At 65.8% G+C, this 19,409-nt stretch carries 22 protein-coding genes; 11 read left to right on the top strand and 11 right to left on the bottom strand.

The features are described from left to right. Positions 1-204 precede the first annotated feature (204 nt). The 5 genes from B0E46_RS14750 (at position 205) to B0E46_RS14770 (ending at position 6,362) form a co-directional block, all read left to right on the top strand. Positions 205-1,563 (top strand): polyketide cyclase, encoded by a 1,359-nt coding sequence (locus tag B0E46_RS14750; protein ID WP_077556532.1) that lies wholly within the window; start codon positions 205-207, stop codon positions 1,561-1,563. Positions 1,564-1,761: 198 nt separating this feature from the next. Then, a complete protein-coding gene (locus B0E46_RS14755) occupies positions 1,762-2,718 on the top strand; it encodes an ABC transporter ATP-binding protein (protein ID WP_077556913.1) in 957 nt (318 codons plus the stop codon). Further along, positions 2,715-3,449 carry an ABC transporter permease subunit gene (locus B0E46_RS14760; protein WP_077556533.1) on the top strand — a complete coding sequence of 245 codons (735 nt, stop codon included), beginning with the start codon at positions 2,715-2,717 and terminating at the stop codon, positions 3,447-3,449. Before B0E46_RS14755 ends, B0E46_RS14760 begins: the two co-directional genes overlap by 4 nt. A 3-nt stretch (positions 3,450-3,452) precedes the next feature. Beyond that, on the top strand, positions 3,453-5,354 hold the full coding sequence (locus B0E46_RS14765; RefSeq protein ID WP_077556534.1) for a Gldg family protein: 1,902 nt from the start codon (positions 3,453-3,455) through the stop codon (positions 5,352-5,354). A gap of 129 nt (positions 5,355-5,483) precedes the next feature. Continuing rightward, on the top strand, positions 5,484-6,362 hold the full coding sequence (locus B0E46_RS14770) for a cytochrome c oxidase assembly protein (RefSeq protein ID WP_077556914.1): 879 nt from the start codon (positions 5,484-5,486) through the stop codon (positions 6,360-6,362). A 13-nt stretch (positions 6,363-6,375) separates the two neighbouring features. On the opposite strand, the gene B0E46_RS14775 is transcribed toward B0E46_RS14770, so the two are convergent. After that, positions 6,376-6,894 carry a copper chaperone PCu(A)C gene (locus tag B0E46_RS14775; RefSeq protein ID WP_077556535.1) on the bottom strand — a complete coding sequence of 173 codons (519 nt, stop codon included), beginning with the start codon at positions 6,892-6,894 and terminating at the stop codon, positions 6,376-6,378. Then, a complete protein-coding gene (locus tag B0E46_RS14780) occupies positions 6,891-7,508 on the bottom strand; it encodes an SCO family protein (protein WP_077556536.1) in 618 nt (205 codons plus the stop codon). Before B0E46_RS14780 ends, B0E46_RS14775 begins: the two co-directional genes overlap by 4 nt. A gap of 81 nt (positions 7,509-7,589) precedes the next feature. On the opposite strand from B0E46_RS14780, the gene B0E46_RS14785 reads away from it, so the two are divergent. Together B0E46_RS14785 and B0E46_RS14790 are read left to right on the top strand one after the other, a co-directional pair. Then, positions 7,590-7,967: a DUF423 domain-containing protein gene (locus B0E46_RS14785; protein ID WP_077556915.1), complete on the top strand. Its 378-nt coding sequence runs from the start codon at positions 7,590-7,592 to the stop codon at positions 7,965-7,967. A gap of 48 nt (positions 7,968-8,015) precedes the next feature. After that, a complete protein-coding gene (locus B0E46_RS14790) occupies positions 8,016-8,378 on the top strand; it encodes a hypothetical protein (RefSeq protein ID WP_077556537.1) in 363 nt (120 codons plus the stop codon). 7 nt (positions 8,379-8,385) lie between these two features. On the opposite strand, the gene B0E46_RS14795 is transcribed toward B0E46_RS14790, so the two are convergent. From B0E46_RS14795 to B0E46_RS14815, 5 genes are all read right to left on the bottom strand, one after another. Beyond that, positions 8,386-9,165, bottom strand: a complete 780-nt coding sequence (locus B0E46_RS14795; RefSeq protein ID WP_077556538.1) for a CPBP family glutamic-type intramembrane protease — start codon at positions 9,163-9,165, stop codon at positions 8,386-8,388. 8 nt (positions 9,166-9,173) lie between these two features. Further along, the gene (locus tag B0E46_RS14800) at positions 9,174-9,551 is read right to left on the bottom strand and encodes a DUF3887 domain-containing protein (RefSeq protein ID WP_168171224.1); all 378 of its coding nucleotides are present in this window, start codon (positions 9,549-9,551) and stop codon (positions 9,174-9,176) included. A gap of 28 nt (positions 9,552-9,579) precedes the next feature. Beyond that, positions 9,580-9,774 (bottom strand): DUF4177 domain-containing protein, encoded by a 195-nt coding sequence (locus B0E46_RS14805; protein WP_077556540.1) that lies wholly within the window; start codon positions 9,772-9,774, stop codon positions 9,580-9,582. 19 nt (positions 9,775-9,793) lie between these two features. Then, positions 9,794-9,985, bottom strand: a complete 192-nt coding sequence (locus B0E46_RS14810) for an Arc family DNA binding domain-containing protein (protein ID WP_077556541.1) — start codon at positions 9,983-9,985, stop codon at positions 9,794-9,796. Between the two features lie 88 nt (positions 9,986-10,073). Then, positions 10,074-10,943: an SPFH domain-containing protein gene (locus B0E46_RS14815; RefSeq protein WP_077556542.1), complete on the bottom strand. Its 870-nt coding sequence runs from the start codon at positions 10,941-10,943 to the stop codon at positions 10,074-10,076. A gap of 160 nt (positions 10,944-11,103) precedes the next feature. On the opposite strand from B0E46_RS14815, the gene purT reads away from it, so the two are divergent. Further along, positions 11,104-12,285 carry a formate-dependent phosphoribosylglycinamide formyltransferase gene (purT, locus tag B0E46_RS14820; protein ID WP_077556916.1) on the top strand — a complete coding sequence of 394 codons (1,182 nt, stop codon included), beginning with the start codon at positions 11,104-11,106 and terminating at the stop codon, positions 12,283-12,285. Positions 12,286-12,342: 57 nt separating this feature from the next. Continuing rightward, the gene (locus tag B0E46_RS14825; RefSeq protein ID WP_077556543.1) at positions 12,343-13,863 is read left to right on the top strand and encodes an FMN-binding glutamate synthase family protein; all 1,521 of its coding nucleotides are present in this window, start codon (positions 12,343-12,345) and stop codon (positions 13,861-13,863) included. A gap of 13 nt (positions 13,864-13,876) precedes the next feature. On the opposite strand, the gene B0E46_RS14830 is transcribed toward B0E46_RS14825, so the two are convergent. Genes B0E46_RS14830 through B0E46_RS14845 form a run of 4 tightly spaced genes read right to left on the bottom strand, consistent with a single transcriptional unit; the run spans position 13,877 to position 16,579 of the window. Further along, positions 13,877-14,590: an arginyltransferase gene (locus B0E46_RS14830; RefSeq protein WP_077556544.1), complete on the bottom strand. Its 714-nt coding sequence runs from the start codon at positions 14,588-14,590 to the stop codon at positions 13,877-13,879. Between the two features lie 55 nt (positions 14,591-14,645). Further along, positions 14,646-15,038, bottom strand: a complete 393-nt coding sequence (locus tag B0E46_RS14835; protein ID WP_077556545.1) for a hypothetical protein — start codon at positions 15,036-15,038, stop codon at positions 14,646-14,648. A gap of 57 nt (positions 15,039-15,095) precedes the next feature. Then, complete coding sequence (locus B0E46_RS14840; RefSeq protein WP_077556546.1) at positions 15,096-15,962, bottom strand: acyl-CoA thioesterase II; 867 nt, start codon at positions 15,960-15,962, stop codon at positions 15,096-15,098. A 56-nt stretch (positions 15,963-16,018) separates the two neighbouring features. Next, on the bottom strand, positions 16,019-16,579 hold the full coding sequence (locus B0E46_RS14845) for an N-acetylmuramoyl-L-alanine amidase (protein WP_077556547.1): 561 nt from the start codon (positions 16,577-16,579) through the stop codon (positions 16,019-16,021). 90 nt (positions 16,580-16,669) lie between these two features. Here B0E46_RS14845 and B0E46_RS14850 point away from each other — a divergent pair, with 90 nt between their 5' ends. Both B0E46_RS14850 and rlmKL read left to right on the top strand, forming a co-directional pair. Continuing rightward, positions 16,670-17,197 (top strand): alpha/beta hydrolase, encoded by a 528-nt coding sequence (locus B0E46_RS14850; RefSeq protein ID WP_077556917.1) that lies wholly within the window; start codon positions 16,670-16,672, stop codon positions 17,195-17,197. Beyond that, positions 17,194-19,380 (top strand): bifunctional 23S rRNA (guanine(2069)-N(7))-methyltransferase RlmK/23S rRNA (guanine(2445)-N(2))-methyltransferase RlmL, encoded by a 2,187-nt coding sequence (rlmKL, locus tag B0E46_RS14855; RefSeq protein ID WP_077556548.1) that lies wholly within the window; start codon positions 17,194-17,196, stop codon positions 19,378-19,380. The genes B0E46_RS14850 and rlmKL overlap by 4 nt, the downstream gene beginning before the upstream one ends. Positions 19,381-19,409: the final 29 nt, after the last annotated feature.

The raw sequence follows: 19,409 nt of genomic DNA on the forward strand, positions 1-19,409 counted from the left end.
ATGTCTGTTTTTCCTCGTTTTTTTGGCCATCCAGAAGTGCGTGCAGCGGCAGATGGCGTTCCAGCCCGCGAGCAAGTAACATCCGTAGCTTCGGCGTTTGCCGACCCCCTGTCATGGCCCTCGGAACGACCCTTCGGGCAGGCGCGCGTGGCGCTGGGGCGACATCTTTAGGTATGGCGTAAGAGACGCTCGGAGAACTCTGGAATGATGCGTGTCCTTGAATTTCTTGTTGCACTGGTCATCGTCGCGGTGATCGGTGTGGTGGCGGCCGTGGTCATGCCCGGCAGTGGTCATGTGGAACGCCAGCTGGTGATCGGCAAGGACATGCGCCAGGTCTACGATGTGCTCAACAACTTCCGCCGGCTGCCGGACTACGTCGTGCTGCGCAACTATGATCGCAATGCGCAGTTCAGCTTTTCCGGCAAGGCCTTTGGCCCAGGTGCCGAAGTCAGCTGGACCAGCAACGATCCCAAGGTGGGCAACGGTGGCTTGACCGTCGCCAGCGCCACGCCGGATTTCGACAAGATCGACAGCAACACCAAGACTGCCAGCGTCGTCTGGAACCTGGACAACGACTGGCGCGGCTTCGACAAGCATTTCACGCTGGACCTGGAGCGCCAGGGCAGCCGCGGCCAGCTCACCCAGGTGACCTGGTCGTATGACGTGGCCTACGGCTGGAACCTGATCAACCGGTTTTCCAGCATGTACATCCATGGCGATCCCGATGCCTTCGTGCAGTTCAGCCTGAACAACCTGCAGAACGTGCTGGCCGGCGTGGCGAATGTCGATTACAGCCAGCTGGTTCCGTACATCGAGCAGACCCAGCCTACGCCGGTGCTGCTGATCTCCACCTCGACCCAGCGCAAGGATGGCAACGACGCGGTTGATGACGAGGTCGCCAAGGTATCGACCCAACTGCAGGCCGAGGCCAAGAAGCTGGGCGTGAACGTGACCGGTACGCCGATCCTGTTCATCACCAACTTCGGTGACCAGACCTTCGGTTTTGATGTGGCGCTGCCGATCGACTCCAGCACGCTTAGCGTCAATGGCCAGAGCACGCAGCTGACCGCACCGACCGCACCGTCGCTGGATGCATCCGCTGCTCCGGCCGAGGGCAGCAGCGCAGGTGCCGCCAGCAGCGCCACGCTCGCGGCGGGTAGCCATGACCGCTTCGGTCGCCTGGTGGTGGATGGCAATGTGCGCGCCACGCTGGCGTTTGGCGGCGCGGCGCTGAAGGGTGTCTGGAACGGCACGTTCGCCGGCGTCCCGCAGACCCGCGAAATGCTGAAGGCCTATGCGCAAACCCATGGCTACACCTTCGACGAGGTGGTCAGCCCGGTCTACGACATCGTGGCCACGCCGGCGCAGAAGGACGCCAGTGGCAGCATCACCCGCTACGCCAAGTACAACGTGTTCCTGCCGATCACCAACGCGCCGACACAGACGCCGGAGCAGATCGCCGGCATCCAGCCGCCGTCGCCCGATTCGGATGCCCCGGCAGCTTCCGGCACCGCGCCGGCTCCGGCCAGCACGGCTGCCGCACCGGCCAGTGCCGCTCAGTAAGAGCCAAGGCCGGTCGCAAGACTCGAAAGGCCCTTCCGACGGAAGGGCCTTTTCTTTATCGGCATCTGCCAGCGTCTGGCCGCCGGCATCCGCCGAATTTCCCGGGTGTCTTGCGGTACATTGCCGGACACTCCACGTCGTAAACAGCCACGGTTGCCGGCAATCGTTGGTGCGTTCAAGCACAGTCTCACACCGGACATGATCGAAACCGACCAGCTCACCCGATGCTATGGCAACCTGACCGCGGTGGATGCACTGAGCATCCGCGTCGAACCGGGTCAGGTGCTGGGCCTGCTGGGACCCAACGGCGCGGGGAAATCCACCGCGATGCGCATGATCGCCGGGTTCCTGGTGCCTACCTCGGGCACGGCGCGGGTCTGCGGGCACGATGTGGTGCGTGAACCTTTGCAGGCAAAACGCGCGCTGGGTTATCTGCCCGAAGGCGCACCGAGCTACGGCGAGCTGACGGTGCGCGAGTTCCTGCAGTTCATCGTTCGCATGCGCGGCTTCAGGCCGGATGTCGGTTTCCGTCGTTTCGACGAAGTGGTGCACCGGCTGCAGCTGGAGGAGGTGCTGGGCCTATGCATCGACACCTTGTCAAAAGGCTTGCGCCGGCGCGTCGGACTGGCCCAGGCGATCCTGCACGATCCGCCGGTGCTGATGCTGGACGAGCCCACCGACGGTCTGGATCCGAACCAGAAACACGCGGTGCGCCAGCTGATCGACGTGATGGCGCGCGAGCGCACGATCCTGATCTCCACCCATCTGCTGGAAGAGGTGCATGCGCTGTGCAACCGCGTGGTGATCATCGCCCGCGGCAAGCTGATGGCGGATGCCACCCCGGCCGAACTGGAGCAGCGTTCGCGCTACCACGGCGCGGTGTCGTTCAGTGCGCCAGGCAGCGGCATGTCGCAGGAGATGCTGGGTCGCTTGCCGCAGGTGGCGGCGATCGAGGTGGATCCGCTGGATGGCCGCATCACGGTGTTCCCGAAGCCTGGCGAGCGCATCCTTGACGCCGTCGAACAGCTGCTGCGCGAGCAGGGGCTGGAAGTCTCGGAGATCCAGCTCGAGCGTGGCCGGCTGGACGAGGTGTTCCGGCAGATAACAACCGATGCTGGCCGCCATGCCGGCGTGGCGGCAGGAGGCCGGGCATGAGTCAGCTGGGCGCGGTGATGCGACGCGAGTTGCGCAGCTATTTCGTGACGCCGGTGGCCTATGTATTCCTGGTGATCTTTCTGGTGCTGGCCGGCATCCTCACGTTCTACGCCGGCGACTTCTACGAGCGGGGACAGGCCGACCTGCAGCCGTTTTTCGTGATGCATCCCTGGCTGTACCTGATCCTGGTGCCGGCGTTGACCATGCGCATGTGGGCGGAGGAGACCAGGGGGGGTACGCTGGAGCTGCTGCTGACCCTGCCGATCACGCTGTGGCAGGCGATGCTGGGCAAGTTTCTGGCGGCGTGGCTGTTCATCGGGCTGGCGCTGGTGCTGACGTTTCCGATCTGGATCACCGTCAACTATCTGGGCTCGCCGGACAACGGCGTGATCCTGGCCGGCTATCTCGGCAGCTGGCTGATGGCCGGCACCTTCATCGCGATCGGTGCCTGCCTGTCGGCGCTGACCCGCAGCCAGGTGGTGGCCTTCATCCTGACCGCGCTGGTCTGCGTGTTGCTGATCCTGGCCGGGCAACCGCAGGTGCTGGATTTCTTCCAGGGCACCCTGCCGCGCAAGCTGGTCAATGGCGTGGCGCATCTGTCCATGCTGCGGCATTTCGAGGCGATCGCGCGCGGCGTGCTCGATGTGCGCGACCTGCTGTACTTCCTGCTCAGCACGATCGGCTGGCTGCTCGCCGGCGTGCTGCTGCTCGACCTGAAACGGACGCGTTGACGCATGCCCCGCCTGCGCCTGCCACCTGTGTTTTCCGTTCCGCTGCAACTGACCCGGCGCGGCGCGCTGTATGCGGGGCTGATGCTGCTGGTGCTGGTGTTCGTGCCGTTGATCGTGGTCAGCAGCCGCTGGCTGCACGCGTCGCGGATCGATCTCACCACCGACAAGCTGTACACGCTGACGCCGGGCACGCTGCAGATCGTCGACACGCTGCAGCGGCCGCTGCGGCTGACCCTGTATTTCTCCGAGCACGCCACCCGCGACCTGCCGCAGCTGCGCAGCTACGAGCAACGGGTGAACGAGATGCTGCAGGAGATGGTGGCGCGCTCGCATGGCCGCATCCGGCTGCAGGTGATCGATCCGGTGCCGTATTCCGACGACGAGGCCAGCGCCGAAGGCGGCGGCCTGACCGCCGCCAATGGCGGCAGCAACGGCGAGCGGGTGTTCTTCGGACTGGCCGGCAGCGCCACGGTCGCCAGTACCGATGGCGAGACGGTGGAGAAGACGCTGGCGATTCCGTTCTTCGATCCGGCGCGCGAGACGTTTCTCGAATACGACATCGCCAAGCTGCTGTACGAGCTGAACCAGGCCAGCAAGCCGCCGATCGGTGTGGTCAGTGCGTTGCCGGTCGCAGGCAATCCGGCGCTAGGCCAGCCCGTGTGGACGGCGATAAAGCAGCTCGATCAGTTGTTCGACATGAGGATGCTCGATGCGGCCACGCTGAAACATGTCGACGACGGCATCAAGGTGCTGCTGCTGATCCATCCCAAGCAGTTGACGCTCGATGCGCAGTATGCGATCGACCAGTATGTGCTGCGTGGCGGTCATCTGGCGGTATTCGTCGATCCGGATGCGGAGCTCGACGCCACGCCGTACGCCGCCGAAAGTCCGACGTTTCCCGATCACAGCTCGGATCTTCCGCACCTGTTCGCCGCGTGGGGTGTGCTGTACGACCCGCGCAAGGTGGTACTCGATCGTTCCCGCGCACTGCAGATCGAACTGGCCGGCAGCAGCCTCAACCATCCGGCGATGCTCGATCTTGGCGCGCAGGAGCTCAACCGCAACGATGCCATCACCGCCAGCCTGCAGCGCATCAATGTCTCCAGTGCCGGTTATTTCGACCTTGCCGCGGACGCGCATACGCGGCTGATACCGCTGCTGCAGAGTACCGCCGAGGCAGAGGTGGTGCCCACCCAACGCGTGCTGGACGCAAGCAATGACCCGGGCTCGCTGTTGCAGGGTTACCAGCCGGACAATGTGCACTACGTGCTGGCGGCGCGCCTGCGCGGCACCTTCAACAGCGCGTTTCCCGAGCGCGCCGGCGAGGCGGGGCACCTGGCCCAGTCCGCGCCGAATGCCGAGGTGATCCTGGTCGCCGATACCGACCTGCTCAGCGACCGGCTGTGGGTGGAGCCGCAGACCATGCTCGGCCAGACGATGATGCAGGCCTTCGCCAACAATGGCGACTTTCTCACCAACCTGGTGGACAACCTCAACGGTTCCTCGGCACTGCTGTCGATCCGCGGCCGTTCCACTTCGCAGCGTCCATTCACGCGGGTGGATGCGCTGCGCAACGTGGCCGACCAGAAATTCCTGCAGAAGGAACATGAGCTGGAGCAGGAGCTGGCCGAGACCCGGCGCCGGCTGGATGAGCTGCAGCCGTCCAAGGGCAGCCATGGCAGCGCGGTCTCCGCCGAGCAGCGGCAGGAGATCGAGCAGTTCCGTCAACGCCAGCTCGCGATCAACCAGGAGCTGCGCGAAGTGCAGCATCAGCTCAACGCGGAGATCGATGCACTCGGCCTGCGCGTGAAATTCATCAATATCGTGCTGGTGCCGGTGCTGGTGGTGCTGATCGGGCTCCTCTACGGCTGGCGTCGCAGCCGGTTCAGCCGCCGGCGCAGGTGATGGCGCCGGTCGGCCGGAGCATGCCGGCGTCAATCTGCCGCAAGGCAGGCGGCGTGCGCGGCATTATGCTGGAGCGTTGCGGGGTTTCGAGCCGAAGTTCCGGCCCGGATGGGTCGCTGGTGCGCTGACGTGATGGCAACGTTGTTGAAATGGCTGGTGCCGTGGGAGTTCTCGTGGGTATTTCTCGCGATCTTCCTGTCGACCTGCGTGCTCTACGCACGCGGCAGTCGCCGGCTCTCGGTGAGCTTCGGTCGCAAGCTGGCGTTCTGGACCGGCATGGCGATCATCTACCTGTCGCTGCAGACCTATCTGGACTACTACGCCGAGCATGAGTTCTTCATGCACCGCATCCAGCAACTGCTGCTGCATCACCTGACCCCCTTGCTGATCGTTGCCACCTACCCGGCCACGGTATTGCGGGCCGGGCTACCGCTGGCGTGGCGCGTGCGCGTACTGCGGCCGGTGCAGCGATCGTGGCCATGGCGCCTGATCAGCGCGGTGATCCTGAACCCGCTGCTGGCCACGCTGCTGTTCGTCGTGTTCGTGCTGATCTGGCTGATCCCGTCGCTGCAGACACTGGCGATGCTGGACTGGCGGATCTACCGCTTCATGAACTGGACGATGCTGATCAGCGGGTTCGCCTACTGGTCGCTGGTGCTCGATCACCGGCCGCATCCGCCAGGACGGATGACCGCCGGTTTGCGGGTGTTGTCGCCGGCGGTCACCATGACGCCGCAGATCCTCGCCGGCGCCATCGTCACGTTTTCCAAGACGGATCTGTACCCGATCTTCGAGATCTGCGGTCGCGCGTTCACCTTCAACGTGCTGACCGGTCAACTGATCGGCGGCGTGATCACCTGGGTGCCGGCAGCCCTGATCGAGTCGATCGGTGGGTTGCTGGCGCTGCGTCAGTGGCTGCGGCTGTCGCGCAACGGGCGGCTGCCACGCAGCCTGCCGCGGCGGCGTCCGGCAGCGCACGCGGCGGTCGATGCGATCGCACCGGACTGATCGGCAGCGTGGGTCAGTGGCCCGCCTGTGGCATCGCGGCGTGATCCATCGATTTCATGCCCATGGCCGGCATGGCGCGATCTTCGCCGGCATCCACGGCATTCGCCGGGCGTGCGAGGAAATCGGCAGGCAGGGTGCTGCCATCGGTGAACTGGAGGATCAGCCTGACCGAGTCGCCAGGCTGCACCGGCCGCGTCGGTTTCATCAGCATCAGGTGATAGCCGGCTGGGGCCAGCACGGCCGAACCATGGGCCGGAACGCTCAGCGAGTCGACCATCGCCATGCGGCTCATGCCGCCTTCGCTGGAACTCCGGTGCAGCATCACCTCGCCGTACGTCGTACTGTGCGCGCCGCTCAGCGCGGCCGCCATGTCGCCATCGTTGGATAGCGTGACATAGGCGCCCGCAGGCAGGTTGCCTGGCAACACGCGGATCCAGGCGTGGCTGGCATGGACGTGCTCGGCCGCGCTGGCATGCGCGCCACCGGTCAGCAACAGGCCGGCGAGCAGGAACGACAAGCGGCGTGCCCTCATGGCGTGGCTCCGGTGCTGAGCAGCAGGTGCAGGTCATGCACGATGTCATCCTGCGAGGCTGCCGGTGTGGCCAGCGCGCGTGCGCGGCCGTCACGGTCGAACAGATAGATGGCCGAACCGTGGCTGACCTCGTAGTTGCCGTCGGTGCTGGCCGGCTCGCGGGTGAATGACGAACGGTAGCGCTTGACCAGCGCCTCGACCATGCGCGGGCTGCCGGTGAGCCCAACCGCGCGTGGATCGAAGGCATTGACGTAGGCATGCATCACGTCCGGCGTGTCGCGGGTCGGGTCGACGCTGACGAACAGAATGCGCGCGCCATCGGCCAGTGGCCCCAGCCGCTGCATCACCACATGCAGGTGCGCCAGGGTCAGCGGGCAGACATCCGGGCAATGGGTATAGCCGAAATACAGCAGCACCACCTTGCCGCGATAGTCGGCGCCGCTGACCGCCTTGCCGTGATCGTCAGTGAGCTTGAAATCGAGGTCGGGCATGTGGCCGCTGACATTGGTCAGCCGCAGCGGCAACGGCTCGCTGCGTTGGCAGCCGCCGAGCAGCAAGCCGGTGGCAAGCAGCAGCAAGAGCAGGGCGATGCGCAGTGGATGGCGGGGCTTCATGCGAGAATCCGGAATCTTCAAGCGATCAAGCATACGACAGCGGCTGCGGCAGGGGTTCGGCCGCCGGAGAATTCACTGATGCTGCGACAACCTGTCAGTACCCGCGTCGGCCTGCTGGCCGGCGCTGCCGGAGCCAGCGCCGTGTTGCTTGGGGCGTTTGGCGCGCACGCCTTGCGTGGCGTACTCGACGAACATGCCGGCGATCTGTGGCGCACCGCGGTGAACTACCACGCCTGGCATGCACTGGCGCTGGTGCTTGCCATCGGGCTTGGTCGTGGCCGCAGCGGCCGTTTCGCGATGGCGGCTTTCGCACTCGGCATCGTGCTGTTCAGCGGCAGCCTGTATGCGCTGGCCTTGGGCGCGCCACGCTGGACCGGCATCATCACCCCGTTCGGCGGGGTGGCCTTCATCAGCGGCTGGATCGCATTGGGCCTGTCGCTGCGCACCCGCGAGGAGTGATTCCGGCCCCGTCATTCGCCTGTCACGCCGTCGCGTCAGCATGCCGGCATGAACTTCGCGACGATCCTGCGCGCCCATCCATGGCTGGCCGCCTCCGGCATGCTGGCCGGGCTGCTGGTGATCGTGCTGAATGGTTTCGGTCTGGTTCGCCCGTTGCCGGGGTCCGGTTCATTGATGCGCTGGCATGACGCCAGCCACGACTGGCTGCTGGTCGCCGATGATCGGGCCAATCAGCTGATCGTCTACGACGCCACCGATGGACGGCCGTTGCAGCGGCTCGGCCCCAGTGCGGTGGGCGATGTCGCCGAACTGGCACAACACGATGGCCGCCTGTTCGTGATCGATGACGACGGCACGCGGAACGAACTCAAGCTGCCGCAGCTGAAGACGGTTGCCTCCAGCGCACCTTGATATCGCGTCAGAGGCTGGCCGCCAGCGGCAGCGCCACGTGCAATACCAGGTCGGCGCAGAAGTGCGCCAGCATCGCGTGCTCCAGCCCGTACTTCCAGAACAGCGTGCCGGTTACCAAGCCGACCAGCGCATTGAGCAGCACGATGCGGGCGATCGCGAACGGCGCGTGCGCGATGCCGATCGCGAACGCGGCCGGCAAGTGACCGGCGCCGAACAGCAGTGCGGCCAGCACGATCGCGACGACGAACATCCACGCCTGCGCCTGCTGCCGGTTGAGCCATGCCAGCAGCCACACGAACAGGCTGACCAGCAGCAAGCGGCATTCGGTCTCTTCGACGATGCCGCCATAGAACGAAGCCAGCGCACCGCGCCAGGCCGAACCGAAGGCTGTGCCGGTGCCGGCGGAATGCCATGGTGCATGGATCCGGTCGATGCCGATCACCAGCAGCCCGGCCAGCACGCCGAGCATGGCAGCCAGCCACCAGCGCGCGCGCCGGGCAGGATCGCGCGGCTGGCGATAAATCCACGCGCGCAGCCAGGGCGCATCGAGTCCGTGCCGTGCGCCGAGGAACAGGCCCAGCCAGCCCAGCAGCCAGCACAGCACGCCTGCCTGCAGGGCCTGGGCCGGCAGCAGCAGCCATGGCGGTACGGGTGATGCAGCGAATTTCAGCGGCATCAAGGCGACCAGATAGGGGCTCAGCGCCAGCGTTGCCAGCATCGCGGCAAGACCAAGCCACAGCGCCAGCTTCAGGTGCGGTCCACGTATGGCCGGATCGGGCTGCGTCATGCTGGCGCTCAGCGGTGGGGCTTGATGTAGAAACCGCCGATCCTGCCATCGGCATCACAGGCCACCTGCGCGTCGATCAGGTTCTGGCCGTAGTGCAGCGAAGTAATCACCAAGGCATGGCCATCCGCCTGACTGAGTCGAGGCGACTCACGTGTTCCACGCACACCAAATTGTTGTGCGACGGCAGGCCATATCCTGGCCAGCCGGTCGGCGCTTAGCCCGGCTTTCATGCGGTCGTCGAAGTCGGTGGTGGCTCCGGCGTAATCGCCCTTGTCCAGATGATCGAGCAGCCTGGTGGAGGTGGCCTGGCAATCGGCGCCGGCGGCGTGCGCCATGCCGGCGGCGAGGCCGAGTGCGATACAGGTCGTGCAGACGATTCTCTTCATGACGGTTCCTTCCTCGGGATGACGCCGCTCAACGCGGCCGCTTGAAGTACAGCAGGGTAGGTTGTGCAGGGCCGACGCAGACGGCATTGACCAGTTCCCAGCCAAGCGCACCCTCGCGGTTGAGCGCGCTGATGGTTTCATCGTCCGTGGGCGTCAGGCTGAGCTTGAGGCCGCCGCCGCCGTGCTTCAGCGTCACGACCTTGTATTCCCATGTGGCTGTCATCGGGTGCCCCTGGTTACTCTCAGTGATTGTCGTCGTCGGCCGGCGGTGCGGCTTTTTCGGGTTTCAATCGGCCGTTCTTGCGCAGCGCCTCGCGCAGTACGTATTCGATCTGCGCATTGACGCTGCGCAGCTCGTCGTCGGACCAGCGCTGCATCGCATCGAGTACGGCCGCGCTGATGCGCAACGGGTAGGCTTTTTTATCGGAAGCCATGCGCGCTCAGTGCTGCCGGCGATGTCGCGCGATGCCGGCGGCGACTGCAATGGCGATGATGATGAGAATGGCGGCCACGCGGTGCTCCTCAACCGCTGTACAAGGTGCCGGTGTTCACCACCGGCTGGGTGCCGCGCTCGCCGCACAGCACCACCAGCAGGTTGCTGACCATCGCCGCCTTGCGCTCTTCGTCGAGCTGTACCACGCCACGCTTGCTGAGCTGGTCGAGCGCCATCTCGACCATGCTGACGGCGCCTTCGACGATCCGGGTACGCGCCGCGATGATCGCGCCAGCCTGCTGCCGTTGAAGCATCGCCTGGGCGATTTCCTGGGCGTAGGCGAGATGGCTGATGCGCGCCTCGACCACCTGCACGCCGGCCTTGCCGAGGCGGGTCTGGATCTCGTCGCGCAGATGTGTGTTGATCTCGTCGCCGTGGCTGCGCAGCGAGGGCTTGCCGTCGTCGTGCGAGTCGTACGGATAGCTCTGTGCCATCTGGCGCAGCGCCGATTCGCTCTGGATATGCACGTAGTTCTCGTAATCGTCCACGCAGAACACGGCCTCGGCGGTATCCACCACCTGCCATACCACGACAGCGGCGATCTCGATCGGGTTGCCGTCGCTGTCGTTGACCTTCAGCTTGCCGCTCTCGAAGTTGCGCACGCGCAGCGACAGGCGCTGCTTGGTGTAGAAGGGATTGGTCCAGCGCAGGCCTGCCTCGCGTACGGTGCCGGCGTACTTGCCGAACAGCTGCAGCACCTGGCCTTCGTTCGGTGCGACCTGGAAGAAGCCCTTCAGCAGGAACACCTCGAGCACACCCAGGGCGGTGCCGAGAAATATATGCAGCACGGGTTGCGCCGGATCGGCGCCAAAAATCAGTGCCGCACAGACGCCGGCCAGCACGATGCAGAAGCCGATGAAAGGGATGCCGGCGATGGAAAAGCCATTGCGTTCGTTCATGGTGTTGTCTCCCTGAGATGCGAAAAGTAGATATCAAATAGATATCATATGCAAGTGCCGGCCAGCCGTTGCCGTGCAAACTGGCATGGAACCCGGATCGGGCGGCCTGATGGGCCTCCCGGCCGCATACAATGCCGCTTTGCCTGCGCCGGAGAACCCGATGAAGCCGTTTGGTACGCCCCATTCCGATCATGCCCTGCGCGTCCTGCTGCTCGGTGCCGGCGAACTGGGCAAGGAGGTGGCGATCGAGCTGCAACGCTACGCGGTGGAGGTGATCGCGGTGGATCGCTACGCCAATGCGCCGGCGATGCAGGTTGCCCATCGCAGCCATGTGATCGACATGCTCGACGGCAACGCGCTGCGCTCGGTGATCGCGCTGGAAAAGCCCGACCTGGTGGTGCCGGAGATCGAGGCGATCCACACGCCCACCCTGATCGAACTGGAGAAGGAAGGGCAGCGGGTGATTCCGACCGCCCGTGCGGCGTGGCTGACGATGGACCGCGAAGGCATCCGCCGGCTGGCGGCGGAGGAGCTGAAACTGCCGACCTCGCCATACCGTTTCTGCGATGACGAAGCACAGTATCGCGAGGCGGTTGCCGTGATCGGCTACCCGTTCGTGATCAAGCCGGTGATGAGTTCATCCGGCAAGGGCCAGAGCGTGGTGCGCAGTGCCGATGAATTGCAGCACGCCTGGGACTACGCGCAGTCCGGTGGCCGTGCCGGCAAGGGCCGGGTGATCGTCGAAGGCTTCGTGGATTTCGATTACGAGATCACCCTGCTGACGGTGCGCCATACCGATGGCGTCAGCTTCTGCGCGCCGATCGGTCATCGCCAGGAGGGTGGCGACTACCGCGAGTCGTGGCAGCCGCAGCCGATGAGTGAAGTCGCGCTGGCAGAAGCGCAGCGGCAGGCGGCGGCGGTGACCGGCGCGCTCGGCGGCTGGGGCGTGTTCGGCGTGGAGTTTTTCGTCAAGGGCGACGCGGTGATTTTCTCCGAGGTCAGTCCGCGTCCGCACGATACCGGCCTGGTCACGCTGATCTCGCAGGAGCTCTCCGAGTTCGCGCTGCACGCGCGGGCGATCCTGGGCCTGCCGATTCCGGTGATCCGTCAACACGGCCCGTCGGCTTCCTGCGCGGTGCTGGTCGAAGGAAACAGCACTGCGCCGCGCTACCACGGTGTCGGCGACGCGCTGGCCGAGCCGGATACGCAGCTGCGCATCTTCGGCAAGCCGACCGTCAATGGTCGCCGGCGCATGGCGGTGACGCTGGCGCGCGCCGAGTCGCTGGAGGCGGTGGTGGGCAAGGCGGTACGCGCCGCAGGGCGTCTACGCATCGAGTTGTAAGCCTTGGCGATGCGCTAGGCTTGATCGATACGGCAGCTGATCGAGAGGAGAGCAGATATGCAATCGAGCGGATTCGCGCACTGGCTGGTCGTGGTGGTGGAACTCTGCACGGCGTTCGCGTTGCTGTTGCTGGCACTGGCGGTGATGGTGGTGCTGGTGACCTGGGTGGTCGACCGCAACCAGACCGGCAACGCGGTGTTGCGCAACTTCCCGGTGATCGGCCATTTCCGCTATTGGTTCCTGCATCTGGGCGAGTTTTTCCGCCAGTACCTGTATTCCAGCGATCGCGAGGAGATGCCGTTCAACCGCGCCCAGCGCACCTGGGTGTACCGCGCCGCCAAGGACGTCGACAACACCAACGCGTTCGGCTCCAGCCGCGACCTGCGCGGCGAAGGCGTGCCGTTCTTCGTCAACGCACCGTTCCCGGACCTCGGCGTGGATCACGTCAAGCCAGTGCCGGTGACGATCGGCCCGTATGCGCGCGAACCGTACAGCCATGCGCCGTTCTTCAACATCTCGGCGATGAGTTTCGGCGCGCTGTCGGCGCCGGCGGTACGCGCGCTGTCGCGCGGCGCGGCCAAGGCCGGGATCTGGATGGATACCGGCGAGGGCGGCCTGGCGCCGTATCACCTCGAAGGCGGCTGCGACATCATCTTCGAGATCGGCACCGCCAAGTACGGCGTGCGCACCCCCGACGGCAGGCTCGACGACGGCAAGTTGCTGGCGATCTGCGCGCACAAGCAGGTGAAGATGGTCAGCATCAAGCTGGGGCAGGGCGCCAAGCCGGGCATGGGCGGCCTGTTGCCCGGCGCCAAGGTCACTGCGGAGATTGCCGCGATCCGCGGCATCCCGGTCGGTGAGGATTCGCAGAGCCCGAATCGCCATCTGGACATCGGCAACGTGTCGCAACTGATGGACAGCATCAACCACATCCGCGAACTCACCGGCAAGCCGGTCGGCTTCAAGGCGGTACTCGGTGGGGTGGAATGGATCAGCGAGCTATGCGATGAAGTGCACCAGCGCGGCATCGAGAGCGCACCGGATTTCATCATCGTCGACGGCTCCGAGGGCGGCACCGGCGCGGCGCCGCAGACGTTGATGGAAGGCGTCGGCCTGCCCTTGCATGAAGCGTTGCCGGCCTTGCTCGACATGCTGATCGTCAAGGGCCTGCGCGAGCGCATCAAGGTGGTCTGCTCGGGCAAGTGCATCACCGCCTACGACGTGGCGTGGGCACTGTCGCTCGGCGCTGACTTCGTCAATTCCGCGCGCGGCTTCATGCTTGCGCTGGGCTGCATCCAGTCGCTGCAGTGCAACCGCAACACCTGTCCCACCGGCATCACCACGCAGAACCCGAAGCTGCAGCGCGGCCTGGTGGTGCTGGACAAGAGCGAGCGCGTCTACCATTACGCCACGAACGTGATGAAGGAAGTCGGCATCATCGCGCACAGCTGCGGCGTCAGCGAACCGCGCCAGCTCAATCGCGGGCATTGCCGCGTGGTCGGCGATGACGGCTTGTCGATTCCGCTGGAGAAGCTGTTCCCGTATCCCCGGACGCAACAGTCATCCGGGGTGCGATGACCGCCGTCGGGTGTCATGCCCGTGGCATGGATTGCCAGCCCTCGGCCGTGCGTACCTGCAACGGCCTGAAGCGCCGCTTGTAATCCATCTTCGGGTGACCGTCGATCCAGAAGCCGAGATACAGCCACGGCACGCCGCGGCGGCGGGCCAGTTCGACCTGTTGCAGGATCGCGTAGGTGCCGAGGCTGCGTGCGCTTTCGCTGGGGTCGTAGAACGTGTAGACGGCTGAAATGCCGTTGAGGCAGACATCGGTGACGGCTACCGCGAGCAGGCGCTCGCCCTGGCGCAATTCCAGGAACAGCGTGGGGCTCCACGGCGCGGTGAGGAAGCGGCGGAAGTCGCTGGCTTCGGCATCGTCCATGCCGCCGCCGGGGTGGCGGCTTTGCAGGTAACGCTCGTACAGGCTGTGGCGTTCGCGGTTGTAGCCGGGCATGGATTCGCTGACGACGAGGTCGGCGTTGCGTTTCAGGCAGCGCCGCTGGGTGCGATCGGGCTGGAAGTTCGCCACGTCGAGCCGGCACGGCGTGCAGGCGTGGCACTGCGGGCAATGCGGGAAATACAGGTGGCCGCCGGCGCGCCGGAAGCCGCGCTCCAGCGCGGGTCCGTACAGGCGGTCGAGATGCGGCGCGGCCGGATCCAGCACCAGATTCTGCGCCGTGCGCTCGGCGTAGTAGCCGCACGCGTGCGGCAGGGTCTGGAACAGGCGGACTTGGTCGGTGCGGCGCATGGCCCGATTCTATGCCTGCCTGTGGGCGCGGCACCATCGGCGCGTCAGGTTTCCGCTAGACGACGTGCAGGTAGCGCAGCAGCACCATCGCGAACGCGGCGAGCACGAGCATCAGCACGATGCGGCGCACGCGGGCCACGGTGTGGCCGCGCCGCATCTCCGGCGTGGGGTTGCGCGCGGCGGCCAGTTCCTCGGCGTGGCGGATCACCGGCTCGATGCCGATCTCGCGCAGCAGCGCGCGCGCCCTGGTGTAGTCGTCGGCGCTGGTGATCCACACCTGCGCCCAGCTGTCGCGGTTTTCCTGCCGCTGCGAGTAGCTGAAGCGTTGCCAGGTAGGGCGGTTGTAGTTCGATCGATTGGCCACGGAAGCCTCGATGCCGTGTTCGGCCATCAGGGCGACCACGCGATCGATGTTTTCCGGGCGGGGCGAGGTATAGATCTGGCGCATGCGCGCAGTTTACCTCGTTGACCGGCCCTGATCCGGATGGGCCGGCCGTTCGTGCGCTCAGGGCTGGCGGACGCGGATCAATCCTTCCTGCGCAGTGGAGGCCACCAGTCGCCCGTCGCGGCTGAAGATCTGTCCTCGCGCGAGGCCACGGCCGCCTTGCGCGGTGGGGCTGTCGAACGAATACAGCAGCCACTCGTCGACGCGGAACGGGCGATGGAACCACAGCGCATGATCGAGGCTGGCCATCTGCACGTTGTGGGTGAGATAGGAGATGCCGTGCGGCAGAGTGGCGGTGCCGATCAGGTGAAAATCCGATGCATACGCCAGCAGCGCGCGATGCAGGATCGCCGAATCGTTGATCGGCGAAGTCAGCTTGAACCAGATGTGCTGGATCGGCGGCCGCTTGGCCGGGTGGCGCTCATCGCGCGGCCAAACCTGGCGGAATTCGAATGGGCCGTCGATGCCGAGCCAGCGCTGCAGCTTCACTGGCAAGCGGGCCAGCTCATCCGGCGGCAGCGGGTGCAGCGGTTCGATGTCTTCCGGTGCCGGCACCTCGGGCATCGAGGTCTGGTGTTCGACGCCGTTTTCCGGAAGCTGGAACGAGATCGAGCCATTCAGGATCGGCTGGCCGTGCTGGATCGCCAGTACCCGCCGCGACGAGAACGTGCCGCCATCGCGGGCACGCTCCACGCTGTAGACGATCGGCGCATCGATATCGCCGGCGCGTAGGAAGTAGGCGTGCAGCGAATGGGCCTCGCGTTCCGGGTCAACGGTTTGCTGTGCAGCCGCCAGCGCCTGGCCCAGCACCTGGCCGCCAAACACGAAGCGGGTGCCGATGTCGCGGCTCTGGCCGCGGAACAGGTTGTCCTCCAGCCGTTCGAGCTGCAACAGCTCGACCAGTTCGGTGACGTGGTTTGGCGACATGGGGAGGAACTCGTTGTGGCGGCGAAGGCGCGATTATAGCGGCCGCAGAGTGGCGCCTAGCGCGTGCCGATCCGCGCCAGCCCGCTGCCATCCAGCACCGCGGCCCATGGAAACAGCGGGCCGGGATCGAGCTTGCGATGGATTTCCAGCGCGGGGTCGTCGCTGGCCGGCATCATCGCGGTATCCAGGTCTTCGTGGCCGGCGATCTGCCGCAGGTTCGGGAAATCATGGCGCAGCTGGGCCAGCAGGGCACGCAGCGCGCTGATCTGGGCGGCGGTGTACGGCTCGGTCATCTGTTGGTGATGCGAATCCCACCAGTGCGGATAACGACCGAGGTTGACCAGTTCGATGCCGATCGAGTTCGGGTTGTGGCCACGCACGTGGTTCGCCGCGCGGGTCCCGGGAACGTAACGGTACACCGTGCCGTCGCGATCGATGTAGTAATGGCCGCTGTTGCCGCTGCCGTTGTCGTACAGGGCTTTCTCGCCGTATTCGCGGGCGGTGGCCAGGTCCGGCAGTTCGGTGCAGTGGATCACCACCAGCTCAACCGCGCTGGCGGGGCGCTCGGGCAGGCGGGCGACGTAGGGCAGCGGCTGGTCATGGATGGTCAGTGGCATCGGGCAAGTCTCGCATGCGTCAGGGTCGGGCGGAAACGTCGCCTGTTACCATGCACCTCTTGGCTTTTCGAAGTTTTCATGGAGACCGCCATGCGCGGCCAGATCATTCTCTCGCACGGCTCGGATTCCGGCCCGGACGCCATCAAGGTCAGCGTGCTGGCCGCCCTGGCCGAATCGCTGGGCTGGCGCACGCAGCGGCCGGACTACCGCACCGACGATGCGCGCGGCCATGCCGGTTCGGTGGCGCCGCGCATCGCCCGCCTGCGCGCCACCATCGAGGCATTGGATGCACCGCCGCTGCTGGTGGGGTCCAGCATGGGTGCGTTCGTGTCCGGGCTGGTCTCGCTGGATGTGCCGGTGGCTGGCCTGCTGCTGCTGGCCACGCCGAGCGAGATCCCCGGCTACGCGCGCGCGTTCGATCTGCGCCGTGACGTGCCGACGATGCTGATTCATGGCTGGCGCGACGAGGTGTGTCCGCTGGCCGGCGTGCAGGCGTTCGCTGCCCGGCGCCGGCTGCCGTTGCTGCTGCTGGACGACGACCATCGGCTGGGCGCCAGCATGGACATGATCGCCGCGCAGTTCCGCGACCTGCTCGATCGTTTGGCGGTGAGCGCATGAGTCACTACTTTGCCACCTGCCCGAAGGGGCTGGAATACCTGCTGCGCGACGAACTGATCGCGATCGGCGCCAACGACGTGCGCGAGGCGCTGGCCGGCGCGCATTTCTCCGGCACGCTGGAAACCGCCTATCGCGCCTGCCTGTGGTCGCGGCTGGCCAGTCGCATCCTGTTGCCGCTGGCCGAGTTCGATGCAGCCGATGACGATGCGCTGTATCGCGGCGTGCAGGAGATCGACTGGAGCCAGCACCTGGCCGCGCACGCCACCTTCGCGGTGGATGCCGGCACCGCGATGAGCAAGCTCACCCACAGCCAGTTCATCGGTCTGCGCACCAAGGATGCGGTGGTCGACCAGTTCCGCCAGCGTGACGGCAGCCGGCCGGGGATCGACACGGACGAACCGGACATCCGCATCAACCTGCGCCTGCGTCGCGACCGCGCGACCTTGTCGCTCGATCTGGCCGGTTCGCCGCTGCACCGCCGTGGCTGGCGGGAAATGCAGGGAGAAGCGCCGCTGAAGGAAAATCTCGCCGCCGCGATGCTGCTGCGTGCGCGCTGGCCTGAGGTGTATGCCGCCGGCGGTGCCTTGCTCGACCCGATGTGCGGTTCCGGCACGCTGCTGATCGAAGGCGCGCTGATGGCGGCCGATGTGGCGCCAGGCCTGCGCCGCGAGTATTTCGGTTTCCTCGGCTGGCAGCAGCATGACATCGCGCTGTGGCGCGGCCTGCTCGACGAAGCGAAGCAGCGCGCCGAAACCGGTCTGCGCGGATTGCGCAGCGTGTTCTTCGGCAGCGACGCCGACCCGCGCATGGTGCAGACCGCCATCCGCAATGCGCAGGAAGCGGGCGTGGCCGGCTTCTTCACGCTGGACCGGCAGGACATGACGCATGCCGCCCCACCAAGCGGTGTCGATTACGGCCTGGTCATCACCAACCCGCCGTACGGCGAACGGCTGGGCGAGCGCGCCGAGATGCCGAAGCTGTATCGCGCGCTGGGCGACACGTTGCGCACGCGCTTCACCGGCTGGCGCGCCGCCGTGCTGGCCGGCGACGTGGAACTCGGGCGTGCGATGCAGCTGCATGCAGACAAGCGCTATGCGCTGTACAACGGTGCACTGGAAACCGTGCTGCTGACCTTCGACCTGAGCCGGCGCGAAGAAGCACCGCGCGAACCGAAGCCGTTGTCGGCCGGCGCGCAGATGCTGAAGAACCGGCTGGAGAAAAACCTCAAGCACCTGCGCAAGCGGCTGACCCGCGAAGGCATCCACTGCTGGCGTGCCTACGATCAGGATCTGCCCGAGTACGCCGCGGCGATCGATGTCTACGGCGCCACGAATGGCGACGATCACCTGCATGTCCAGGAATACCGCGCGCCGGCCGATGTGCCTGCCGACATCGCGCGGCTGCGGCTGCGCGAGATCGCCCGCGTCGCCGGTGAAGTGCTCGGTGTTCCGCGCGAGCGCATCGCGATCAAGACGCGCGAGCGCGGCAAGGGTGGCTCCAAGTACGGCCAGCTCGACCAGCGCAACGAGTTCATCGAGGTGGACGAGGGCGGCCTGAAGTTCCTGGTCAACCTCACCGATTATCTCGACACGGGGCTGTTCCTCGATCACCGGCTGGTGCGCGCTAAAGTGCGCGAACTGGCGGACGGAAAGTGCTTCCTCAACCTGTTCGCCTATACCGCCACCGCCAGCGTGCACGCGGCAGCCGGCGGCGCACTGGAAACCACCAGTGTGGACCTGTCGGCCACGTACCTGGAATGGGCCTCGCGCAATCTTGCATTGAACGGCTTCAGCGGTTCGAGCCACCGGCTGATGCAGTTCGATGCACTGGAATTCCTGCAGCGCGACCGCGGCCATTACGGGCTGATCTTTGTCGATCCACCGACGTTCTCCAACTCCAAGCGCGCCGACGATTTCGACGTGCAACGCGACCACGTGAAGCTGCTCGATGCCTGCAACGAGCGGCTGACCCGCGATGGCGTGATCGTGTTCTCCAACAACTTCCGCCGCTTCAAGCTCGATCGCGCGGGACTGGAGCAGCGCTTCGAGATCGAGGACTGGACCGTGCCCAGCATCCCGTTTGATTTTGCCCGTCGCGCCGATATCCACGGCTGCTGGCTGCTGCGCCGGCGCAAACCTGACGCCGGGATTAATCCGTGGGAGACGGCCCGGATCAAAAAGTAAACGCTTCAGTCCACATTAAGCACGCCAGG

This window comes from Rhodanobacter sp. B04 (assembly GCF_002001125.1).
Taxonomy (GTDB): Bacteria; Pseudomonadota; Gammaproteobacteria; order Xanthomonadales; family Rhodanobacteraceae; genus Rhodanobacter.

What these genes read in the sequence shown, in the direction of transcription:
- B0E46_RS14750 (WP_077556532.1), top strand. Translation starts at nt 205, where the DNA reads ATGATGCGTGTCCTTGAATTTCTTGTTGCACTGGTCATCGTCGCGGTG.
- B0E46_RS14755 (WP_077556913.1), top strand. Translation starts at nt 1,762, where the DNA reads ATGATCGAAACCGACCAGCTCACCCGATGCTATGGCAACCTGACCGCG.
- B0E46_RS14760 (WP_077556533.1), top strand. Translation starts at nt 2,715, where the DNA reads ATGAGTCAGCTGGGCGCGGTGATGCGACGCGAGTTGCGCAGCTATTTC.
- B0E46_RS14765 (WP_077556534.1), top strand. Translation starts at nt 3,453, where the DNA reads ATGCCCCGCCTGCGCCTGCCACCTGTGTTTTCCGTTCCGCTGCAACTG.
- B0E46_RS14775 (WP_077556535.1), bottom strand. Translation starts at nt 6,894, where the DNA reads ATGAGGGCACGCCGCTTGTCGTTCCTGCTCGCCGGCCTGTTGCTGACC.
- B0E46_RS14780 (WP_077556536.1), bottom strand. Translation starts at nt 7,508, where the DNA reads ATGAAGCCCCGCCATCCACTGCGCATCGCCCTGCTCTTGCTGCTGCTT.
- B0E46_RS14790 (WP_077556537.1), top strand. Translation starts at nt 8,016, where the DNA reads ATGAACTTCGCGACGATCCTGCGCGCCCATCCATGGCTGGCCGCCTCC.
- B0E46_RS14795 (WP_077556538.1), bottom strand. Translation starts at nt 9,165, where the DNA reads ATGACGCAGCCCGATCCGGCCATACGTGGACCGCACCTGAAGCTGGCG.
- B0E46_RS14800 (WP_168171224.1), bottom strand. Translation starts at nt 9,551, where the DNA reads ATGAAGAGAATCGTCTGCACGACCTGTATCGCACTCGGCCTCGCCGCC.
- B0E46_RS14805 (WP_077556540.1), bottom strand. Translation starts at nt 9,774, where the DNA reads ATGACAGCCACATGGGAATACAAGGTCGTGACGCTGAAGCACGGCGGC.
- B0E46_RS14810 (WP_077556541.1), bottom strand. Translation starts at nt 9,985, where the DNA reads ATGGCTTCCGATAAAAAAGCCTACCCGTTGCGCATCAGCGCGGCCGTA.
- B0E46_RS14815 (WP_077556542.1), bottom strand. Translation starts at nt 10,943, where the DNA reads ATGAACGAACGCAATGGCTTTTCCATCGCCGGCATCCCTTTCATCGGC.
- purT (WP_077556916.1), top strand. Translation starts at nt 11,104, where the DNA reads ATGAAGCCGTTTGGTACGCCCCATTCCGATCATGCCCTGCGCGTCCTG.
- B0E46_RS14825 (WP_077556543.1), top strand. Translation starts at nt 12,343, where the DNA reads ATGCAATCGAGCGGATTCGCGCACTGGCTGGTCGTGGTGGTGGAACTC.
- B0E46_RS14830 (WP_077556544.1), bottom strand. Translation starts at nt 14,590, where the DNA reads ATGCGCCGCACCGACCAAGTCCGCCTGTTCCAGACCCTGCCGCACGCG.
- B0E46_RS14835 (WP_077556545.1), bottom strand. Translation starts at nt 15,038, where the DNA reads ATGCGCCAGATCTATACCTCGCCCCGCCCGGAAAACATCGATCGCGTG.
- B0E46_RS14840 (WP_077556546.1), bottom strand. Translation starts at nt 15,962, where the DNA reads ATGTCGCCAAACCACGTCACCGAACTGGTCGAGCTGTTGCAGCTCGAA.
- B0E46_RS14845 (WP_077556547.1), bottom strand. Translation starts at nt 16,579, where the DNA reads ATGCCACTGACCATCCATGACCAGCCGCTGCCCTACGTCGCCCGCCTG.
- B0E46_RS14850 (WP_077556917.1), top strand. Translation starts at nt 16,670, where the DNA reads ATGCGCGGCCAGATCATTCTCTCGCACGGCTCGGATTCCGGCCCGGAC.
- rlmKL (WP_077556548.1), top strand. Translation starts at nt 17,194, where the DNA reads ATGAGTCACTACTTTGCCACCTGCCCGAAGGGGCTGGAATACCTGCTG.